This window comes from Rathayibacter sp. VKM Ac-2835, from assembly GCF_013266705.1.
Lineage (GTDB): Bacteria > Actinomycetota > Actinomycetes > Actinomycetales > Microbacteriaceae > Rathayibacter.
In genome coordinates, this window is record NZ_JABSNQ010000004.1 from 176,106 (window position 1) to 196,326 (window position 20,221).

Sequence of the window (20,221 nt, forward strand, 5' to 3'; positions counted from 1 at the left end):
ACGCCCCCATGACATCGACGTCATCCCCCGCCGGCGCACAGCTCGACCAGCAGGTCGACCGCCGCTATCTCGATCCCCTGCGCCCTGTCGCCGAGCGGGTCGAGATCCTCCTCGGCCAGATGACGCTCGAGGAGAAGGCCGGGCTGTTCTTCCAGACCATGGTCGTGATGGGCGAGGGCGGAGCGCTCGCCGAGGACGGCGCGTTCGGGCTGCCCTCGACCGCGACGATGGTCCTCGAGAAGCGGATGTCGCACTTCAATCTGCTCGGCGGCGGGACCGCCACGGCGCGCGAGCTCGCCGAGTGGCACAACCGCGTCCAGGAGATGGCCTCCTCGAGCCGGCTCGGGATCCCCGTGACGCTCTCCACCGATCCGCGCCACTCCTTCACCGACAACCCCGGCACCGGGGCGCAGGCCGAGGCGTTCTCGCAGTGGCCGGAGCCGCTCGGTCTCGCCGCGATCGGCGACGAGGACCTCGTCGAGCGCTTCGGCGACATCGCGCGCCAGGAGTACCTCGCCGTCGGCCTGCGCGTGGCGCTGCACCCGCAGATCGACCTGGCGACGGAGTCGCGCTGGGCGCGGCAGGTCGGCACCTTCGGCGAGGACGCCGAGCTCACCGGGCGGCTCGGCGCCGCCTACATCCGCGGCTTCCAGGGCGAGGCACTCGGGGCGCAGTCGGTCGCGACGATGACCAAGCACTTCCCCGGCGGCGGGCCGCAGAAGGACGGGGAGGACCCGCACTTCCCCTACGGCCGCGAGCAGGTCTACCCGGGCGGCAACGCCGAGTACCACCTGCAGCCCTTCGTGAAGGCCTTCGAGGCGGGCACGAGCCAGATCATGCCCTACTACGGCATGCCGGTCGGGACCGAGCACGAGGAGGTCGGCTTCGGCTTCAACCGCTCGGTGATCACGGGGCTGCTGCGCGAGCGGTTCGGCTTCGACGGCATCGTCTGCACGGACTGGGGGCTGCTCTCGGACTCGGACATCATGGGCGACCACCACGTCGCGCGCGCCTGGGGCGTGGAGCACCTGTCGGTGCCGGAGCGGATGGCGAAGGCCCTCGAGGCCGGTGTCGACCAGTTCGGCGGCGAGTCGATCCCGGAGACGCTGATCGCCCTGGTGGAGGACGGGACGGTCGCCGAGGAGCGGCTGGACGTGTCCGTGCGGCGGCTGCTGCGGGAGAAGTTCGTGCTCGGGCTGTTCGACTCGCGCTCGGTCGACGCGGCGGCGGCGGAGGCGGTGGTCGGCTCGGCGGAGTTCCGGTCGGCGGGCGAGGCGGCCCAGCGCGCGGCGATCACGGTGCTCGCGCACGACGGCGTCCTGCCGGCGCGGCGGGGCCTCCGGCTCTACGTCGAGGGGATCGATCCGGCGGTCGCCGGGGAGTACGGCGCCGTCGTCGACACGCCCGACGAGGCGGAGCTCGCGGTGCTCCGGCTGCAGGCGCCCTTCGAGCGGCGTGCGACGGCGTTCGAGAACGTCTTCCACGCGGGCTCGCTCGACTTCCCCGACGAGGTCCTCGAGCACGTGCGGACCGTGGCGGCGCAGGTGCCGACGGTCGTCGACGTCTTCCTGGACCGGCCGGCGATCCTCACTCCGCTGGTCGATTCCGCCGCGGCGCTGCTCGGCGACTTCGGCGCGTCGGGGGCGGCGGTGCTCGACGTGGTGTTCGGAGTGTCGGAGGCCCGTGGAACACTGCCGATGGACCTTCCGCGCTCGATGGCCGCGGCGGCGGCCCGGCGGCCGGACGTGCCGTTCGACACCGTGGATCCGCTGTTCCGCTTCGGTCACGGACTGCGCGTGACGGGGTCCGCGGCGGGGTAGAACGGCGGGCCCGGGGCTCCTCCACAGGGGGAGCTCCCGGGCCCTCTCCACCGGTCCGGCACCCGGCGCGGCGGATGTCGGTGGCGATTGACATACTCGAACACATGTTCGAACATGGGTTGATGAGCCCCCCTTCACAGCACCCCTCCCCGGGGGTCGCCGACACCGCGGAACCGCTGCTGCGGCAGCTCGCGTCGGTGAAGGAGCTGCAGTCGCGGATCCGCGACATGCAGGCGACGACGCTCGAGTCGAAGAGCCTGGCGACGCTGCCGGCGTTCGCCTCCGTGCTGCCCGGCGGCTCGCTCAAGCAGGGCGCCGCCTACTCGGTCGAGGGCTCGATGAGCCTGGCGATGGGGCTGCTGGCCGGTCCGTCGTCCGAGGGCTCCTGGTGCGGCGTCGTGGGCGTCCCCGAGTTCGGTGCCGAGGCGGCGGCGGGCCTCGGGATCGACCTCGAGCGGCTCGTGCTCGTGCCCTCCCCCGCCGAGCACTGGCTGACGGTCACCGCGGCCCTGGTCGACGTCCTCACCGTCGTGCTCACCCGCCCGCCCGCCTCCGTCTCCTCGGCCGACGTCTCCCGCCTGGGGGCGCGGCTGCGCCAGCGCGGGGCGGCGCTCGTCGTCCTCGGCGAGTGGCCGCAGGCGGAGGCGCGGCTCAGCATCCGCAGCAGCCGCTGGGAGGGGCTCGGTGCCGGGCACGGCTACCTGCGCACCCGCGAGGCGCTCGTCGACGTCGTCGGCCGCGCCGGGACGCGGGTGCGCACCGTGCGGATGAGCATGCCCGGCACCGGACGTCCCTTCGGCGTGCTCGGCGGGCCCTCGCGCCTGCAGGAGCGCACCCTGCACGAGCGGGCGGTGTGAGATGAGCCGTACTGCAGGCGCTCTCGAGCTGCGCCGCACGATCCTCGTCTGGTGCCCCGACTGGCCCCTGCTGGCCGCCGCGGCGGACGCGGGTCTCGACGCGGAGACCCCGCTCGCGCTCACCGAGAAGAGCCGGGTGTTCGCCTGCTCCCCCGGAGCGCGGGCCGAGGGTGTGCGGCGCGGGATGCGGATCCGGGAGGCGCAGTCGCGCTGCACCGGTCTCGCCGTCCTCCCCTACGACCCCGTGCTCGACCACCGCGCCTTCGAGCCGCTCGTCCAGGCGCTGGAGGAGATCACGCCGGGTGTGCAGCTGATCCGGCCCGGGCTCTGCGCGATCCGCGCCCGAGGGCCGCGCCGCTACTACGGCAGCGAGCAGTCGGCGGCCGAGGCGGTGCTGAGCCGGCTCGCCGAGCTGGGCGTGCCCCTGGCGCGCGCCGGGATCGCCGACGGCCTCTTCGCCTCCGAGCTCGCGGCCAAGCACTCCGGTACCGCGGTGGCGATCGTGCCGGCCGGCGAGAGCGCCGCCTTCCTGGCGCCCCTGCCGCTCGACGCGCTCGAGACCGAGGCGGTCGGGGCGGCGCGCACCCGCACGACAGGCAAGGGCGAGGACCTCATCGCGCTGCTGCGCCGACTGGGCGTGCGGACGCTCGGCGCCTTCGCGCAGCTGCCGCGCGACGACGTCTCCGCGCGCTTCGGCCCCGACGGCGCACGGGCGCACGTGCTGGCCTCGGGTGCCGAGACCGAGACGGTCGTCCCGCGGCTCCCTCCCGAGCGGCTCGACCGCGTTCTCGAGTTCGAGCCGCCGCTGGACCGGATCGACCAGGCGGCCTTCGCCTTCCGCGTCCCGGCGGAGGAGTTCGTCGCCGGGCTCACCCGGGCTCAGCTGGTGGCGACCGCGATCAGGATCGAGGTCGTCAGCGACCGGGGCGAGGTGTCCTCGCGCAGCTGGCTGCACCCGCGCTGGTTCACCCCCGGCGACGTCGTCGACCGCGTGCGCTGGCAGCTCCAGGGCAACGGTGCCATCGACGCCGGGCTCGGCTCGCCGATCGCGCGGCTGTCGGTCGAGCCGGAGGCGGTCGACGCGATCGGCAATCACGAGCAGGGCCTCTGGGGCACGGCGCCGGAGGAGCGGGTGCACCACGGCCTCAGCCGCGTGCAGAGCATGCTCGGGCACGAGGCCGTCGTGACCGCGTCGGTGGGCGGGGGCCGGTCGCTGCGCGACCGCCAGCACCTGATCCCCTGGGGGGACAGGGAGCCGGGCGACGCCCGGCCCCGCGGGCTGCCGTGGCCCGGGGCGCTGCCGCCGCCCCTGCCGCCCACGGTCTTCGCCGAGCCGGCGGCCGTCCTGGTGCGCGGGCCCCGCGGCGAGACGGTCTCGGTCGACGACCGCGGCTCCCTCACCTCCGTCCCCGCCTACTTCGCGCCCGGCTCCTCGCAGGCCCGCCTGCAGCCGGTGACGGGCTGGGCCGGCCCCTGGCCGATCGACGAGCGGTGGTGGGACGCCCGCACGGCCGTCCGCTACGACCGCTTCCAGGTCGTCGACTCCGACGGCGTCGCCTGGCTGCTGCTCTGCCTCGACGGCGAGTGGGCGGCCGAGGCCCGCTACGACTGACTCCCCCGGCCGCCGACGGCCGCGATCCGATCCTCCCGAGCACGACGACCGAAGGAGCCTCCGATGGGCTGGAACAACCCCCCGATCCCCTGGTCGGAGTTCGAGCGCCGCCTCTCCAGCACGACGCGGAGCGACGGCACGACCGTCCGCGGCGACGGCGGCGACAGCCCGGCGTGGTCGCACAAGCGCCCCGCCTACACCCCGGGCGCCGACGTCCGGCCGCCGGACGAGAAGGTGCCCTACGCCGAGCTGCACGCGCACTCGCACTTCAGCTTCCTCGACGGTGCCAGCAAGCCGGAGGACCTGATCGAGGAGGCCGTCCGCCTCGGCATCGACACCCTCGCCCTCACCGACCACGACGGGCTCTACGGGATCGTCCGCATGGCGGAGGCCGCCCAGGACCACGGCGTCCGCACCGCCTTCGGCGCCGAGCTCTCGCTCGGGCTCCGCGCCCCGCAGAACGGCGTCGCCGACCCGGAGGGCACGCACCTGCTGGTCCTCGCCCGCCGCGAGGAGGGCTACCACCGGCTCGCGCGCGCGATCACCACCGCCCAGCTGGCGGGGGCCGAGAAGGGCAAGCCGAGCTACGACCTCGAGGAGCTCGCCCGGGCCGCCGAGGGCCACTGGATCGTGCTGACCGGCTGCCGCAAGGGAGCCGTCCGCCAGGCCCTGGTCGCGAGCGGCGAGGCGGCGGCCGAGGAGGAGGTGCGCGAGCTCGTCGCCCTGTTCGGCGCCCGCAACGTCCTGGTCGAGCTCTTCGACCACGGCGATCCGCTCGCCTCCCTGCACAACGACCAGCTCGCCGGCATCGCCGAGCGACTGCAGCTGCGCCTCGTCGCCACCGGCAACGTGCACTACGCCCGGCCCGAGGACCGCCCGCTCCAGACCGCGCTGGCCGCGGTCCGCGCCCGGCGGAGCCTCGACGAGATGGACGGCTGGCTGCCCGCTGCCGGCGGCGCGCACCTGCGCTCGGGCACCGAGATGGCCGAGCGCTTCTCCCGCTACCCCGGCTCGGTCGAGAACACCGTGCTGGTCGCGGACGAGATCGCCTTCGAGCTCGGCCGGGTGCGCCCCCGGCTCCCCCGGCAGGACGTGCCCGAGGGGCACACCCCGATGAGCTGGCTGCGCCACCTGGTGCAGCTGGCGGTGCCGACGAAGTACCCGGGCGCCGACTCCGACGTGCACGAGCGCCTCGAGAAGGAGCTCGCGGTGATCGAGGCCAAGGACTTCCCCGGCTACTTCCTCATCGTCCACGACATCGTGCACTTCGCGAAGGGCCGCGGGATCCTCTGCCAGGGCCGGGGCTCGGCCGCCAACTCGGCGGTCTGCTACGTCCTCGGCATCACCGCGGTCGACTCGATCTTCTACGGACTGCCCTTCGAGCGGTTCCTCTCCAGCATCCGCGACGAGGAGCCCGACATCGACGTCGACTTCGACTCCGAGCGGCGCGAGGAGGTCATCCAGCACGTCTACGAGAAGTACGGCCGGCTGAACGCGGCGCAGGTCGCGAACGTCATCACCTACCGGCCGAAGTTCGCCGTCCGCGACATGGCGAAGGCGCTGGGCTACAGCGCCGGGCAGCAGGACGGCTGGTCGAAGCAGATCGAGCACTGGGGCTCGATCACCGAGAGCCCCGAGCACGACATCCCCGACGACGTGGTCGCGCTGACCAAGAAGGTGCTCGGCACGCCCCGGCACCTGGGCATCCACTCCGGCGGCATGGTGCTCACCGACCGCCCGGTCGGCGAGGTCTGCCCGATCGAGCCCGCCCGGATGGAGAAGCGCACCGTCCTGCAGTGGGACAAGGACGACTGCGCCTGGATGGGCCTGGTCAAGTTCGACCTGCTCGGGCTGGGGATGCTCGCCGCCCTGCAGTACACCTTCGACCTCGTGGCCGAGCACGTCGGCGAGAAGTGGGACCTCTCGACGATCCCGCGCGAGGAGAAGGGCGTCTACGACCAGCTCTGCCGGGCCGACTCCATCGGAGTGTTCCAGGTCGAGAGCCGCGCGCAGATGGGCACCTTGCCGAGACTCCAGCCGCGGCGCTTCTACGACCTCGTGATCGAGGTCGCCCTGATCCGCCCCGGTCCGATCCAGGGCGGCGCGGTGCACCCCTACATCCGGCGCAAGCTCGGCGAGGAGCCGGTCACCTATCAGCACCCGCTCCTCGTCACACCGCTCAAGCGCACCCTCGGCGTGCCCCTGTTCCAGGAGCAGCTGATGCAGGTCGCAGTGGCGGTCGGCGACTGCAACGCGGAGGACGCCGATCTGCTGCGGCGCGCGATGGGCTCCAAGCGCGGCACCGAGAAGATCGAGTCGCTCCGCGAGCGGCTCTACGCGGGCATGGCGCGCAACGGGATCACCGACGAGGTCGCCGACGACATCTACCGCCGGATCCAGGCCTTCGCCAACTTCGGCTTCGCCGAGAGCCACGCGATCAGCTTCGCCCTGCTGGTCTACGCCAGCGCCTGGCTGCGCCTGCACTATCCCGCCGCCTTCACCGCGGCGCTGCTGCGGGCCCAGCCGATGGGCTTCTACGCCCCGCACACGCTGGTCGCCGACGCCCGCCGTCACGGCGTCCGCGTCGAGTCGCCCGACGTCAACCGCTCGCTCCCGCACCCCGGCCTCGAGGCGCTGGACGGCGCACCGTCGAGGCGCCGGGGCGGGGCGCCGCACGGGCAGGACTCCTGCCTCTCCGCCGAGCAGGCCCCGACGGGCCTCTTCGACCGGTCCCAGCACTTCGACACCGACGACCACCGCCGGGACGCCGGTTTCGTGATCCGCCTGGGCCTCGCCGGGATCAAGGGCATCGGCACCGCGCTGGCCGAGCACATCGTCGCCGAGCGGGAGCGCGGCGGGCCCTACGCGAGCATGGCCGACCTCTCGCGCCGCGTGGGCCTGAACGCGACCCAGCTCGAGGCGCTCGGCGCCGCGGGCTCGTTCGACTCCCTCGGTCTCCAGCGCCGGCAGGCCCTCTGGGAGGCGGGATCCGCGGCCGCGGACCGCCAGGAGTTCCTCCCCGACTCGATCGTCGCCGTCCAGCCGCCGCTGCTGCCGATGCTCTCGGCGCAGGAGCGGGTCGTCTTCGACTTCTGGGCCACCGGGATCTCGCCGGACGACCACCCGCTCCGGCACCTGCGCGAGAGCCTCACCCGGCGGGGAGCGCGCTCCACGGCCGATCTCCCCGGCACGCCCTCGGGTACCCGTATCGAGGTCGGCGGGGTCGTGATCCACCGCCAACGCCCCTCCACAGCCGCCGGTGTGACCTTCATGAACCTCGAGGACGAGCACGGGATCCTCAACGTCATCTGCTCCGTCGGAGTATGGAACCGCTACCGCCGCACCGCGCGCGAGGCTCCTGCACTTCTCATCCGCGGGATGCTCGAGCGCTCCGAAGAAGGGGTGACGAACCTCCTCGCCGACCGGTTCGAAGCGCTGTCGGTCAGCGCCCGGACCACCGCCCGCAACTTCCGATGACCGCCCGTCGGACCTCGACCGCCCCAGCACCGCGAGCGCTCCCGCGCCCGCACCACCCGCGAGAAAGCGACACCATGACGAACACGGACCACGCCCTCCACCCCTCGGCGCTCGACGTGCCGCTGCGCGACGACCGGGACCTGCGCGAGCGCGTCTCCTCGCTGATCGGGCCCGCCTACCGCCGCGCGCTCTGGCCGATCCTGCTCGACCGGGCCGGCTACCAGCTGCCGATCCTCTACCCGGTGGACGGCCTGCCCGTGCACCCCGACGAGGAGAAGACCGAGCGCATCGTCGCGACCCTCGCCAAGGCGGTCGCGCACCACGACGTCGGCTCGCTCGCGTTCGCACTCGAGCGCCCTGGGCGGGCGTTCCTCGGCGAGACCGACCGGGTGCTCGCCCGCCAGCTCAGCGCGGCCTGCCACCGGCGGGCGATGCCGCTGCGCGCCCTGCTGCTCGTGCACGACGACGGCGTGCGGATCATCGCCGACGCGGAGCACTCCGTGCCGGCCCGCTGACAGGTCTCCGGTGGGCAGCGGCGTGCGCGGGCGATGGACGGGGACTCAGGAGCGCGCCGACCCGACTCGACTCGGGACGGCGCGCGACCGACGCCTACTCGGCGTCGCTGAGCGTGATCAGCAGCGAGGACGCGCCGAGGTCGACCTCGGTGTCGCCCGGCGACACGGCGTACTCGCCCACGGCGAGGAGCGACTCCGCCACCTCGGGCAGCGGGACACGCGCCGACGCCTCGCCGACATTGATCGCGATCGTCACCCGGCCGCGGCCGAGGGTGAGCCAGCGCTCGTCCTCGTCGAGCTCGACGCGCACCGAGCCGAACCGCGGGTCGGTCAGCTCGGGGAAGCGACGGCGCAGCACCGCCAGCTCGCGGTAGACGGCGAGGATGCGCGCACCGCGCCCCTCCTCCGCCTCGGACCAGTCGAGCTTGGAGCGCTCGAAGGTCTCGGGGTCCTGCGGGTCGGGCACGACCTCCGGGTCCCAGCCCATCTTCGCGAACTCCTCGATGCGGCCCTTCGCCGTCGCCTCGCCCAGGTCCTTCTCGGGGTGCGAGGTGAAGAACTGCCACGGGGTCGACGCCGCCCACTCCTCGCCCATGAAGAGCATCGGGGTGAAGGGGCCGAGCAGCGTCAGCGCGGCGGCGATCGCGAGGCGTCCCTCGTCGAGGGTCGCGGTCAGCCGGTCGCCGATCGCGCGGTTGCCGATCTGGTCGTGGTTCTGGCTGCAGACCACGAGGCGCCACGTGGGCATCCGCTCGGTGTCGACGGGGCGCCCGTGGTGCCGGCCGCGGAACGTCGAGAGGGTGCTGTCGTGGAAGAAGCCGTGGGTGAGCACCTTGCCGAGCGCGCCGAGCGGCGCGAAGTCCTCGTAGTAGCCGGTCGTCTCACCGGTCAGGGCGACGTGCACGGCGTGGTGGAAGTCGTCGCTCCACTGCGCGTCGAGCCCGTAGCCGCCCGCCTCGCGCGGGGTGATCAGCTTCGGGTCGTTGAGGTCCGACTCCGCGATCAGCGTCAGCGGGCGCCCGACATCGGCCGAGAGCACGGCCACCTCGGCGGCCATCTCCTCGAGCACGTGCACGGCGCGCTCGTCCGAGAGCGCGTGCACCGCATCGAGGCGCAGAGCGTCCACGTGGTAGTCGCGCAACCACATCAGCGCGTTGTCGAGGATGTAGCCCCGGACGACGTCCGAGCCCTCCCCGTCGAGGTTGATCGAGCTGCCCCAGGTGTTGGCCTTCTCGTTCTTGAGGTACGGGCCGAACTCGGGGAGGTAGTTGCCGCTCGGGCCGAGGTGGTTGTACACCACGTCCTGCACGATGCCCAGGCCCGCGCGGTGCGCGGCGTCGACGAAGCGCTGATACGCCTCCGGTCCGCCGTACGCCTCCGAGACGGCGTACCAGAGGACGCCGTCGTAGCCCCAGTTGTGCGTGCCGTTCACCGCGTTGACCGGGAGGATCTCGATGAAGTCGACGCCGATCGAGCGCAGGTGCTCGAGCCGGCCGGCGGCCGCGTCGAGGGTGCCCTCCGGGGTGAAGGTGCCGATGTGCAGCTCGTAGATCACGGCACCGGCCAGCTGGCGACCCGTCCAGGCCTGGTCGGCCCACTCGAACGCGCTCGGGTCGTAGCTGCGCGAGAGCTCGTGCACTCCCCCGGGCTGGCGACGCGAGCGCGGGTCCGGGAACGGCCCCTTCCCGTCGACCAGGTAGCCGTAGTCGACCTCGCCCGTTCCGGCGACCGACCCGGAGACCCGCCACCAGCCCTCGTCGCCGAAGCGGGCCATCGCGACCGTTGCTCCCGCCCCGAGGGCGAGCTCGACGGAGGAGGCCTCGGGCGCCCACACGTCGAAGCGCTCGGGTCCGGAGACGGGAAGGGCGTAGCGGTAGGGCGTCGTGCTGATCACGGGGTTCTCCAGGGTCGTTCGAACGGGGTCGGCAGGAAGGGACTCGCCGGGTCAGGCGACCGGCGCGAGCAGGGCGACCGGGTAGCCGCCGCCGAGGATCTCCGACACGGCGGTCGGTCCGCCGGCGAAGGTGCGGCCGGTGAGGACGTCCTCGACCGGGCGCCCGGGCAGGACGATCAGGGTCTCGCCCCAGCCGCCCTCGGCCGCGAGGCGCGCGGGCAGGCGGGTGGCGACCGTCAGCGCACCGCCGCGGTCGAAGGCGATCACGTGCTCGGCCGCGGGGCCGATGGCGGGGACGGCGGCGTAGCGCGTGAACAGCTCCGGCCGGTCGCGGCGCAGGCGCAGGGCCCGCGAGGTCACGAGCAGCTTGGCCGCGCCCTCCGCGTCGATCTCGGGCAGCCAGCCGCTGTCGATCCTCTCCAGCAGGGCTCGGCGCTCGGCGAAGTCGACCGGGCGGCGGTTGTCGGGGTCGACGAGCGACGTCTCCCACAGCTCGCTGCCCTGATAGACGTCCGGGATGCCGGGTGCGGTGAGCTGGACGGCCTTGGCCGAGAGGCTGTTCGACCAGCCGTCGGCCGAGACGCGCGCCACGGTGTCCTCGATCAGACGGCGCACGGCCGCGTCGTCGAAGGCGGCGTCGACGGCAGCGTGCATCCGCTTCTCGAACGCCTCGTCCGGGGCGGTCCACTTCGTCGAGCTGCCGGCCTCGCGCGACGCCTTTTCGGCGTAGGCGTGCAGGCGCTCGCGCGACGCGGGCCATGATCCGACGATCGCCTCCCACAACAGGTGCTCCACCGGTCCGTCGCCGAAGCCGACCAGCCCGTGCAGCTCGCGGAGCGTCTCGGCCCAGGCCTCGGCGTCCTCCGCAAGGGCGGTGATGCGCGCGCGGGTGTCCTCGCCGCGCTTGGTGTCGTGCGTCGACAGCGTGGTGAGCGACGCGGGGAACGACGCCTGGCGGACGCCCTGGCGGCGGTGGAACTCCTCCAGGTCGATCGCGAACTCGTCCGGGTCGGCGCCGACCTCGTTGAGCGAGGTGAGGCGGCTGTAGCGGTAGAACGCCGTGTCCTCGACGCCCTTCGCCATCACCATGCCGGAGGTCTGCTGGAAGCGGACCGACACCGGAGTGCCGGTCTCCTCGAGCAGCGCCGCGACCTCGTCGATCGTCGCGGCGATCTCGGGGCGGCGGTGCCGCGCGTCGAGCCGCGCGTGCTCGAGGTGCTCGGCGCCGTAGGGCAGGTAGCTGCGGTAGACCGGGAAGGTCGCGAGCAGCTCGGCGATCGCGTCGTCCGCGCCGTCGACCTGCGGGATCAGGCGGGCCAGGCGGAGCACCTCGGAGCGGAGGATGCCGTCGGCGATGCCGCGCTTGGTGTCGTGGATCAGGTCGGCCCAGTCCACCGGCTCGCCGCCGTCGCCGAGCTCCGCGTCCAGGCCCTCGAGCACCGGGCGGGCGTCGGGGTCGACGAGGATGCGGTCGATGTCCGCGAGCGCGTCGTAGCCGGTGGTGCCCACGGTCGCCCAGTGCGCCGGCAGCTGCTCGTCACCCTCGAGGATCTTCTCGACCCACACCGGGGCGCCGTCGATGGCGCGAGCGAGGTCGTCCAGGTAGCCGCCCGGATCGGCCAGTCCGTCCGGGTGGTCGACGCGCAGGCCGTCGGCGAGGCCCTCGGTGAACCAGCGGACGATCTCGCGGTGCGAGGCCTCGAAGACCTCGGGCCGCTCGACCGTGATCGCGGCGAGGGTGTTCACCGCGAAGAAGCGGCGGTAGTTGAGCTCGGCGTCGGCGCGGCGCCAGTTGACCAGCTCGTAGCTCTGCCGGGCGTGAACGGTCCGGCCGGAGTCGCCGGGCTCGGCGGTGCCGGGCGCGATCGGCAGCCGGTTCTCGTAGTAGTGCAGCTCGTCGCCCACCACCTCGAGCGCATCGAGCTCGCTGTCGCTGTCGCCTTCGGAGGCCCCGTCGCCGAGGATCGGCACGCGCAGCTTGCCCGCACCCGCCGCCCAGTCGATGTCGAACGCCTCCGCGTAGCGGGAGTCCCGCCCGTGCTTCAACAGGTCCCACCACCAGGCGTTCTCCGCCGGAGTGGCGACGCCCATGTGGTTCGGCACGATGTCGATGAGGACGCCGAGGCCCTCCTTCTTCGCGGCCGCGGAGGCGTGGGCGAGGCCCTCGCCGCCGCCGCGGGCCGGGTCGACCTGCGAGTGGTCGACGACGTCGTAGCCGTGGTCCGAGCCGGGCTCGGCGGTCAGCAGCGGCGAGAAGTACAGCCAGTCGGCGCCGAGGGACCGCACGTAGTCGGCCACCTCGGCGGCCTCGTCGAGATCGAAGCCGGAGCGGATCTGGAGTCGGTAGGTGGAGGCGGGCAGTCGCAACGTCAGGCTCCTGTCGAGGGGGCGGTCGCGGAGTCGGTCGACTCCTCGTGGGGGCTGGTGTGGCCCGTGGTGGTGATGATCGGGATCGCCGAGGTGGCGGCGAGCGAGGCCAGCGAGGCGGCGACCGAGTGATCGACCTCGGGCTCGGGTGCGCTGTGCTCCTGGAGGATCACGAGCGACTTCGCCTGCACGGTGAGGATCGCGCCGGCGGGCCGCGGGACCGAATCGGCCTCCGCTCCGGCGGTGTCGACCAGGACGGCCCACTCGACCGCGTACTCGTCGGCCGGGATCGTGAACTCCACGTCGACATCGTCGGCGTTGAAGTACAGCAGGAAGCTGTCGTCGACGACCGGCTGGCCGCGCTCGTCGCGCTCGCGGATCCCGTTGCCGTTGAGGTAGATGCCGACCGACCGGTCCAGGCCCGAGTCCCAGTCTGACGGCGTCATCTCGGTGCCGTCGGCCTTGAACCAGACGATGTCGGGCAGCGGCTCGCCCGTGCCGCGCAGCACGGGGCGCCCGTCGAAGAAGCGGCCGCGGCGGAAGGTCGGGTGCTCGGCGCGGAGGCGGATCAGCGCCGCCGTGAACTCCACCAGCGGCCGGTCCGCCTTCTCCCAGTCGATCCAGGTCAGCTCGCTGTCCTGGGCGTAGGTGTTGTTGTTGCCGTTCTGCGTGCGGCCGAGCTCGTCGCCGTGCAGGATCATCGGCACGCCCTGCGAGATCAGCATCGTCGCCAGGAAGTTGCGCTGCTGGCGGGCGCGGAGGCCGAGCACCGTCGGGTCGTCGGTCGGGCCCTCGGCGCCGTGGTTCCAGGAGCGGTTGTGCGACTCGCCGTCGTTGCCGTCCTCGCCGTTCGCGTCGTTGTGCTTCTCGTTGTACGAGACCAGGTCGCGGAGGGTGAAGCCGTCGTGCGCGGTGACGAAGTTGATCGACGCGACCGGGTAGCGGCCGGAGCGGGCGTAGAGGTCGGCCGAGCCGGTCAGGCGCGAGGCGAACTCGCCCAGGGTCGAGGGCTCGCCGCGCCAGAAGTCGCGGACGGTGTCGCGGTACTTGCCGTTCCACTCCGTCCACTGCGGCGGGAAGTTGCCGACCTGGTAGCCGCCGGGGCCGACGTCCCAGGGCTCGGCGATCAGCTTGACCTGCGAGACCACCGGGTCCTGCTGGACGAGCTCGAAGAAGGTGGAGAGCCGGTCGACGTCGTAGAACTCGCGGGCCAGCGCCGAGGCGAGGTCGAAGCGGAAGCCGTCGACGCGCATCTCGGTCACCCAGTAGCGCAGCGAGTCCATGATCAGCTGCAGCGAGTGCGGGTGGCGCACGTTGAGGGTGTTGCCGGTGCCGGTGTAGTCCATGTAGTAGCGCTTGTCGTCGTCGACCAGGCGGTAGTACGCCTCGTTGTCGATGCCGCGGAACGACAGCGTCGGGCCGAGGTGATTGCCCTCGGCGGTGTGGTTGTAGACGACGTCGAGGATGACCTCGATGCCGGCGGCGTGCAGGGCCTTCACCATGCTCTTGAACTCCTGGACCTGCTGGCCCAGATCGCCCGTGGCGCCGTAGGTGTTCTGCGGCGCGAAGAAGCCGATCGTGTTGTAGCCCCAGTAGTTCGAGAGGCCCTTCTCCATCAGCGTCGAGTCGTTGACGAACTGGTGCACCGGCATCAGCTCGAGGGCGGTGATGCCGAGGTGCTTGAGGTGCGCGATCACGGCGGGGTGCGCGACGCCGGCGTAGGTGCCGCGCAGCTCCTCCGGCACGTCGGGGTGGCTCTTCGTGAGCCCCTTCACGTGCGCCTCGTAGATGACGGTGCTGTCGTACGAGGTGCGCGGACGGCGGTCACCGGCCCAGTCGAAGAACGGGTTGATGACGACGCCCATCATCATGTGCGGCGCCGAGTCCTCGTCGTTGGTCGAGTCCGGGTCGCCGAAGGTGTACGAGAAGAGCGACTGATCCCAGTCGATCTCGCCCGAGACGGCCTTCGCGTAGGGGTCCAGCAGCAGCTTGTTCGGGTTGCAGCGGTGTCCGCCGGCCGGGTCGTACGCGCCGTGGACGCGGTAGCCGTAGCGCTGGCCGGGCTGGACCTGCGGAAGGTAGCAGTGCCAGACGTACGCGTCCGACTCCAGCACCTCGACGCGCGTCTCGGTGCCGTCCTCCTCGAAGAGGCACAGCTCGACACGCTCGGCGGCCTCGCTGAAGAGGGCGAAGTTCGTGCCGCTTCCATCGAAGGTGGCGCCCAAGGGGTAGGCGGTTCCGGGCCAGGTCTCCACGAGACTCCTCTGAGTTCTGGTCTCGGGCGATCCGGGGGAGGCCGACGGGCGGTCTGCGGATGCCCGACGTCGGGGGTGATGGTCCGTCACCTTCGCGACGGACCGACTGCCCAGCTTAGCGAGAGGCTCCTCCCGCGCTTCCGGGGAGGCCACGCTCAGACAGTACGGACCTCGCTGTTCCGCGGCGAGGGCTGGACCGGATACCGCTCGTCCAGTAGTGCACGCCGCCTCAGTGCGAGCCGATCCGCTTCTCAGTGCGAGCCGATCCGCTTCCGCAGCAGATCGATCCGCGCCTGCAGCTGGGTCACGCTCGCCTGCGCCACCGCCGGGCCGCCGCAGAGCCGGCGCAGCTCGGTGTGCACCTGGCCGTGGGTCTCCCCCGTGTTGCGGGCCCAGAGCCCGACGAGCGAGTTCAGGAGGCTGCGCTGCTCCTTGAGCGTGCGGTAGAGCGGCGCGGGGATCTCGCTCTCCTTCGCCTCCACCGGGGCCTGAGCGCCGGCGCGACCGCCCGCGCGCTTCGCCTGGCGCTGCTGGCGGTGCTGCAGCAGCTCGCGCACCTGCTCGGGCTCGAGCAGTCCGGGGAGGCCGATGAAGTCGAGCTCCTCCTCGCTCTCGACCTCCACCTCCATGCCGAACTCCGCGCCCTCGTACATCACGCGGTCGAAGGTGGCGGCCGAGCCGAGCGACTCGAACCGGCCCTCCTCGAGCAGGTCGGAGGAGGCCTTGCTCTCGCGCTCGGCGTCGGCCATCAGGTCGGCCTCGGGGTACTCCTCATCGTCCGAGACGCGCCGGTCGAGCGCGTGGTCGCGCTGCTGCTCCATCGAGCCGGCGAGCGCGAGCAGCCCCGGCACGTTCGGCAGGAAGATCGACGCGGTCTCGCCGCGGCGCCGGGCCCGGACGAAGCGCCCGATCGCCTGCGCGAAGAACAGCGGCGTCGAGGCCGAGGTGGCGTACACGCCCACGGCGAGGCGCGGCACGTCGACGCCCTCGGACACCATCCGCACGGCGACCATCCACCGGCTGTCGCCCTTCGAGTACTCCTCGATCCGGTCGCTCGCCTCCTTCTCGTCGGAGAGGACGACGGTGACGGGCTCGCCGCTGATCTCGCGGAGCATCGCGGCATAGGCGCGCGCCGCGTAGTGGTCGGTCGCGATGACGAGACCGCCCGCGTCGGGGATCCCGCGGCGCACCTCGGTCAGCCGCGTGTTCGCGGCGCGCAGGACCGACGGGATCCACTCCCCCTTGGGGTCGAGCGCCGTGCGCCAGGCCTGCGAGGTGATGTCCTTGGTGTTGCCCTCGCCGAGCCGCGCCTCCATCTCGTCGCCGGCCTTCGACTTCCAGCGCATCTGGCCCGCGTAGACCATGAATAGCACCGGCCGGACGACGCCGTCGGCGAGCGCGCGGCCGTAGCCGTAGGCGTAGTCGGTCAGCGAGGTGCGGATGCCCTCCTGGTCGGGCAGGTAGCTGACGAACGGGATCGGCGCGGTGTCCGAGCGGAACGGCGTCCCGGTGAGCGAGAGGCGGCGGGCGGCCGGCTCGAAGGCCTCGCGGATCGCGTCGCCCCAGCTCAGCGCGTCGCCACCGTGGTGCACCTCGTCGAGGATGACCAGCGAGCGGCCGGAGAGGGTCAGCTCGCGGTGCAGCTCGGGCCGCACGGCGACCTGCGCGTAGGTGACGGCGACCCCGTGGTAGTGCCGGGCGTGCCGGCCCATCCGGTTGGTGAAGGTGGGGTCGAGCCGGATGCCGACGCGGTGCGCCGCCTCAGCCCACTGGCGCTTGAGGTGCTCGGTCGGCGCGACGACGGTGATGCGGTCGACGGTGCGGTTGTGCAGCAGCTCGGCGGCCAGGCGGAGGGCGAACGTCGTCTTGCCGGCGCCGGGCGTCGCGGCCGCGAGGAAGTCGCGCGGCTCGTGCTGGAAGTAGGCCTCGAGGGCCTCCGCCTGCCAGGCCCGCAGCTTGTTCGCAGTGCCCCACGGCGCCCTGCCGGGGAACGACGGGGACAGGTGCTCCGCGGCGGAGGTGCCGACCTGATGACCGAAGTTCGAGGGACTGTTCACGTGGACCGAGGCTAGCCGACACCTCCGACGCCGGGCGCCGGTCCGCGCGCCCGCGGGCGAGGCCCCGGCGTGTCGGGATCGTCCGAGCGACGGACCCCCTCCGCGCGCTCGGAGCGCAGAATGGAGGGATGGTCGAGCAGCGTCATCCGTGGTCCCGCTACGTCGCCCTGGGCGACTCCTTCACCGAGGGGATCGGCGATCCCGAGCCCTCCAGCCCCGGCGGTCACCGCGGGTGGGCCGACCGCGTCGCGGAGGTGCTCGGCAGTCAGAACGACGACTTCGCCTACGCGAACCTGGCGGTGCGCGGCCGGCTGCTGCAGCAGATCGTCGACGAGCAGATCGAGCCCGCCCTGGCGCTGCGCCCGGACCTGATCACCATCTCCGCGGGCGGCAACGACGTGATCCGCCCCGGCACCGACCCGGACGACATCGCCCGCCGCTTCGAGGAGGGCCTGGCCCGTCTGCGCTCCGACGGCGCGACGGTGGTGCTCTTCACCGGCGTCGACGTGAGCTTCTCCCCCGTCTTCGCGCGGATCCGCGGCAAGGTCGCGATCTTCAACGAGAATCTGCGCGCGCTCGCCGAGCGCTACGACTGCATCGTCGCCGACCAGTGGTCGCTGCAGGAGATCCAGGACGTGCGGATGTGGGCGCCGGACCGCCTGCACCTCAACCCGCACGGCCACCACGAGGTGGCGCGGATGGTGCTGAAGGCCCTCAACGTCGAGAACCCGCTCCGCCCGTTCGCTCCGGAGCCGGTGCCGACGCCGACCTGGCGGGCGGCTCGCCGGGAGGACGCGAAGTGGGCCCGCGAGTACCTCGTGCCCTGGGTGCTCCGCCGGGTGCGGCACCAGTCCTCCGGCGACTTCGTCACCGCCAAGCGGCCGGACGCCGGCCCGTACCTGCAGCGCCCGCCCGAGTCGATCCCCGGCACCCCCGTCCCCGGCAACGCGACCCCGGAGGAGGTCGCCGCCGACATCGCGACGGCCGGCGTCCGCATCGTCGTCGACGACGCCGACTCCTAGGCGACCCATGCTGGTCTGCAGCCGGGAAGCGGCGCCCCTTCATGCTGGTCGAGCAGCCGCGCAGCGGCGTATAGAGACCCGCCCGCCCGGCAGTGCTACCCGAAGAGCTCGCCCGGGTTCGTCACGCGCCAGCCGAACCCCGGGTCCTCGATCGTCCCGTCCGCGACGAGCGGCACCGGGTACGCCTGCCCGTTGACGTCCACGTTCACGGTCCCGACCTCCTGCCCGTCCGCGACGACCTCGACCGGGTCGAGCGACACGGTCGTGGTGACGGTGGTCGCTCCCCAGACGAGCAGCGACTGCGCCTCGCTGCTCTCGGCGACCGCCGACTCCCCCCACACGCTGGTGTAGCTGCCGAAGTCCTGCCCCTCCTCCGTCAGCGTCACCGTCCGGAAGCCCGCCTCGACGGTCGGGATGAGCGTCAGGACGTCCGCCGCGAGCTGCGGGTGCGTCCGCGCCCCCACCACGACGCCGACCATCGTGACCGGCCGGCCCTCGACCGTCGCGTCGAGCGAGAACAGCAGGCACGCGCCGGCCTCGTCGGTCGTGCCGGTCTTGATCCCGTCCACGCCGGCCTGCCCGAGGAGCGTGTTCGTGTTCTCGACCGTCCCCACTCCCGGGATGACCGCGGACGGCAGGGCGACGATCGGCGCGAGCACCGGGTCGCCGATCAGCAGCTCGCCGAGCACCACCATCTCGAGGGTCGTGCTGACGGTCGCCGGCGACAGCCCGCTGGTGTCCGCCACCACCGTGCCGGTGAGCCCGCGCTCGTCCAGCCAGGTGCGCGCAGCGGCGAGGTAGCCCTCCTCCGAGCCGAAGGCCCAGACGGCGAGCGACTTCGCGTAGTTGTTGGCGGAGGGCAGCATCAGCACGGTCAGCGCCTCGCGCTCCGTGAGCTCCAGCCCCGCCGAGACCGGCGCGACCGAGCCGTTCTCAGCGACCGAGTCGTTGTAGTAGCCGACGTCGGTGCTGGTGAATGCGATCGTCTCGCCGTCGGTCCCCTCCGCGATCGGCTTCGCCGACAGCACCACCAGCGCCGTGACGACCTTCGCGATGCTGCCGATCGGCAGCTGCCCGGTCGAGCCGTAGGTGGAGAGCATCCCGCCGTCCGCCGGCCCCTGCACGCCCACCGCCGAGATCGCCCCGGCGCCGTAGGCCGGCCAGGCGACGGCGGGCGCGTCGATCACCGTGGGCGGCGTCTCCTGGACGACCGCCGTCGCGACGGGCAGCTCGGCACCGGCCGCGTTCGCGGCGTACGCGCCGCTCGCGCTGACGAGCACCGCCGCGAGGACCACGCCGATCACGGCGAGCGGACGCGGGCGGCGACGCCGGGGAGCCTCGGGCGCGGGCGCAGCCGTGACGCTGCCCACGACGTCGATCGGCGAGCGGTCGGGGCGCGTCGGAGAAGTCACCCGGTCATCGTAGGCGGACCCCCGCCGGACCCCGCGGAGGCGGCGCGGGGCGGCCGCCCGCCGTTCCGCGCCGGACGTTCGGAGCAGACGGCTCAGCGCCCGCGGCTCAGCGCCCGCGCGTCAGCGCCCAGAGCGCGACGGCGCTCGCCGAGGCGACGTTCAGCGAGTCCACCCCGTGCAGCATCGGAATCGTCACCACGGTGTCGGCCGCGTCCAGCGCCGCCCGGCTCAGCCCGTCGCCCTCGGCGCCCAGCACGATCGCGACGCGCTCGGGCCGGGAGGCCGCGTACTCGTCCAGCGGCACCGCGTCGGGGGCGAGTGCCAGGGCCGCCACCGAGAAGCCCGCGGCGAGCAGCTCGGCCCGCGCCGGCCCCCACTCCGGGATCCGCGTCCACGGCACCTGCAGCACCGTGCCCATGCTCACCCGCACGCTCCGCCGGTAGAGCGGATCCGCGCAGCGCGGGCTCACCAGCACCGCGTCCGCGCCCATGCCCGCCGCCGCGCGGAAGACGGCGCCGACGTTGGTGTGGTCGACCAGGTCCTCGAGGATGACGACGAGCCGGGCGTCCTCGAGCAGCGACGCCATCGACGGCAGCTCCGGCCGCCGCATCGACGCGAGCACCCCGCGGTGCAGGTGGAACCCGGTCAGCTCCTCGATCATCGCGTCCGGCCCGACGAACACCGGCACGTCCGGGAAGCGCTCGAGCACCGCCGCCGCGTCCGGCAGCCGTTTCTCCTGCACCAGCACCGACTTCGGCACGTGCCCGGCGTCGAGCGCGCGGACGATCACCTTCGACGACTCCGCGATGTAGAGGCCGCCCTCGGGCTCGAGCACCCGGCGCAGCGCCACGTCGGTCAGGCGGTGGTAGTCGGCCAGGAGCGGGTGGTCGAGGTCCTCGATGTGCACGATCGGCATCCCGGAACCCTAGGGCA

Annotated in this window: 12 protein-coding genes; 6 read left to right on the forward strand and 6 right to left on the reverse strand. The window is 72.9% G+C overall.

The window, feature by feature from the left end; translation table 11 throughout:
* Window positions 1-8 precede the first annotated feature (8 nt).
* The 5 genes from HRK28_RS17355 (at window position 9) to HRK28_RS17375 (ending at window position 8,281) form a co-directional block, all read left to right on the forward strand.
* Window positions 9-1,820, forward strand: coding sequence for a glycoside hydrolase family 3 protein (locus HRK28_RS17355; RefSeq protein WP_173252540.1), 1,812 nt, complete (start codon window positions 9-11; stop codon window positions 1,818-1,820).
* Window positions 1,821-1,942: 122 nt separating this feature from the next.
* Window positions 1,943-2,677, forward strand: coding sequence for a hypothetical protein (locus HRK28_RS17360; RefSeq protein WP_160089665.1), 735 nt, complete (start codon window positions 1,943-1,945; stop codon window positions 2,675-2,677).
* Window position 2,678: 1 nt separating this feature from the next.
* The gene (locus HRK28_RS17365) at window positions 2,679-4,289 is read left to right on the forward strand and encodes a DNA polymerase Y family protein (RefSeq protein ID WP_160089667.1); all 1,611 of its coding nucleotides are present in this window, start codon (window positions 2,679-2,681) and stop codon (window positions 4,287-4,289) included.
* Window positions 4,290-4,352: 63 nt separating this feature from the next.
* Window positions 4,353-7,766 (forward strand): error-prone DNA polymerase, encoded by a 3,414-nt coding sequence (locus HRK28_RS17370; RefSeq protein ID WP_173252541.1) that lies wholly within the window; start codon window positions 4,353-4,355, stop codon window positions 7,764-7,766.
* A 74-nt stretch (window positions 7,767-7,840) separates the two neighbouring features.
* Window positions 7,841-8,281 (forward strand): hypothetical protein, encoded by a 441-nt coding sequence (locus HRK28_RS17375; protein ID WP_123704248.1) that lies wholly within the window; start codon window positions 7,841-7,843, stop codon window positions 8,279-8,281.
* 94 nt (window positions 8,282-8,375) lie between these two features.
* Here the strand turns inward: HRK28_RS17375 and treZ are convergent, their stop codons facing one another.
* The 4 genes from treZ to HRK28_RS17395 all read right to left on the reverse strand — a co-directional run bounded on the left by treZ (window position 8,376) and on the right by HRK28_RS17395 (window position 16,854).
* Window positions 8,376-10,175 (reverse strand): malto-oligosyltrehalose trehalohydrolase, encoded by a 1,800-nt coding sequence (gene treZ / locus HRK28_RS17380; RefSeq protein WP_367948466.1) that lies wholly within the window; start codon window positions 10,173-10,175, stop codon window positions 8,376-8,378.
* A 51-nt stretch (window positions 10,176-10,226) separates the two neighbouring features.
* Window positions 10,227-12,542, reverse strand: coding sequence for a malto-oligosyltrehalose synthase (treY, locus tag HRK28_RS17385; protein WP_173252542.1), 2,316 nt, complete (start codon window positions 12,540-12,542; stop codon window positions 10,227-10,229).
* Window positions 12,543-12,544: 2 nt separating this feature from the next.
* Window positions 12,545-14,797 carry a glycogen debranching protein GlgX gene (glgX, locus tag HRK28_RS17390; protein ID WP_160089673.1) on the reverse strand — a complete coding sequence of 751 codons (2,253 nt, stop codon included), beginning with the start codon at window positions 14,795-14,797 and terminating at the stop codon, window positions 12,545-12,547.
* Window positions 14,798-15,048: 251 nt separating this feature from the next.
* Entirely contained in the window at window positions 15,049-16,854 is a 1,806-nt protein-coding gene (locus tag HRK28_RS17395) for a DEAD/DEAH box helicase (RefSeq protein ID WP_160089675.1), read from the reverse strand.
* A gap of 128 nt (window positions 16,855-16,982) precedes the next feature.
* Between HRK28_RS17395 and HRK28_RS17400 the strand changes: the two genes are divergently transcribed.
* Entirely contained in the window at window positions 16,983-17,876 is an 894-nt protein-coding gene (locus HRK28_RS17400) for an SGNH/GDSL hydrolase family protein (RefSeq protein ID WP_173252543.1), read from the forward strand.
* Window positions 17,877-17,971: 95 nt separating this feature from the next.
* Here the strand turns inward: HRK28_RS17400 and HRK28_RS17405 are convergent, their stop codons facing one another.
* Together HRK28_RS17405 and HRK28_RS17410 are read right to left on the reverse strand one after the other, a co-directional pair.
* Window positions 17,972-19,288 carry a D-alanyl-D-alanine carboxypeptidase gene (locus HRK28_RS17405; RefSeq protein WP_173252544.1) on the reverse strand — a complete coding sequence of 439 codons (1,317 nt, stop codon included), beginning with the start codon at window positions 19,286-19,288 and terminating at the stop codon, window positions 17,972-17,974.
* A gap of 106 nt (window positions 19,289-19,394) precedes the next feature.
* Window positions 19,395-20,204 (reverse strand): RNA methyltransferase, encoded by an 810-nt coding sequence (locus HRK28_RS17410; protein ID WP_173252545.1) that lies wholly within the window; start codon window positions 20,202-20,204, stop codon window positions 19,395-19,397.
* Between the last annotated feature and the right edge of the window lie 17 nt (window positions 20,205-20,221).

What these genes read in the sequence shown, in the direction of transcription:
- HRK28_RS17355 (WP_173252540.1), top strand. Translation starts at nt 9, where the DNA reads ATGACATCGACGTCATCCCCCGCCGGCGCACAGCTCGACCAGCAGGTC.
- HRK28_RS17365 (WP_160089667.1), top strand. Translation starts at nt 2,679, where the DNA reads ATGAGCCGTACTGCAGGCGCTCTCGAGCTGCGCCGCACGATCCTCGTC.
- HRK28_RS17375 (WP_123704248.1), top strand. Translation starts at nt 7,841, where the DNA reads ATGACGAACACGGACCACGCCCTCCACCCCTCGGCGCTCGACGTGCCG.
- HRK28_RS17410 (WP_173252545.1), bottom strand. Translation starts at nt 20,204, where the DNA reads ATGCCGATCGTGCACATCGAGGACCTCGACCACCCGCTCCTGGCCGAC.
- HRK28_RS17400 (WP_173252543.1), top strand. Translation starts at nt 16,983, where the DNA reads ATGGTCGAGCAGCGTCATCCGTGGTCCCGCTACGTCGCCCTGGGCGAC.
- HRK28_RS17360 (WP_160089665.1), top strand. Translation starts at nt 1,943, where the DNA reads ATGAGCCCCCCTTCACAGCACCCCTCCCCGGGGGTCGCCGACACCGCG.
- HRK28_RS17370 (WP_173252541.1), top strand. Translation starts at nt 4,353, where the DNA reads ATGGGCTGGAACAACCCCCCGATCCCCTGGTCGGAGTTCGAGCGCCGC.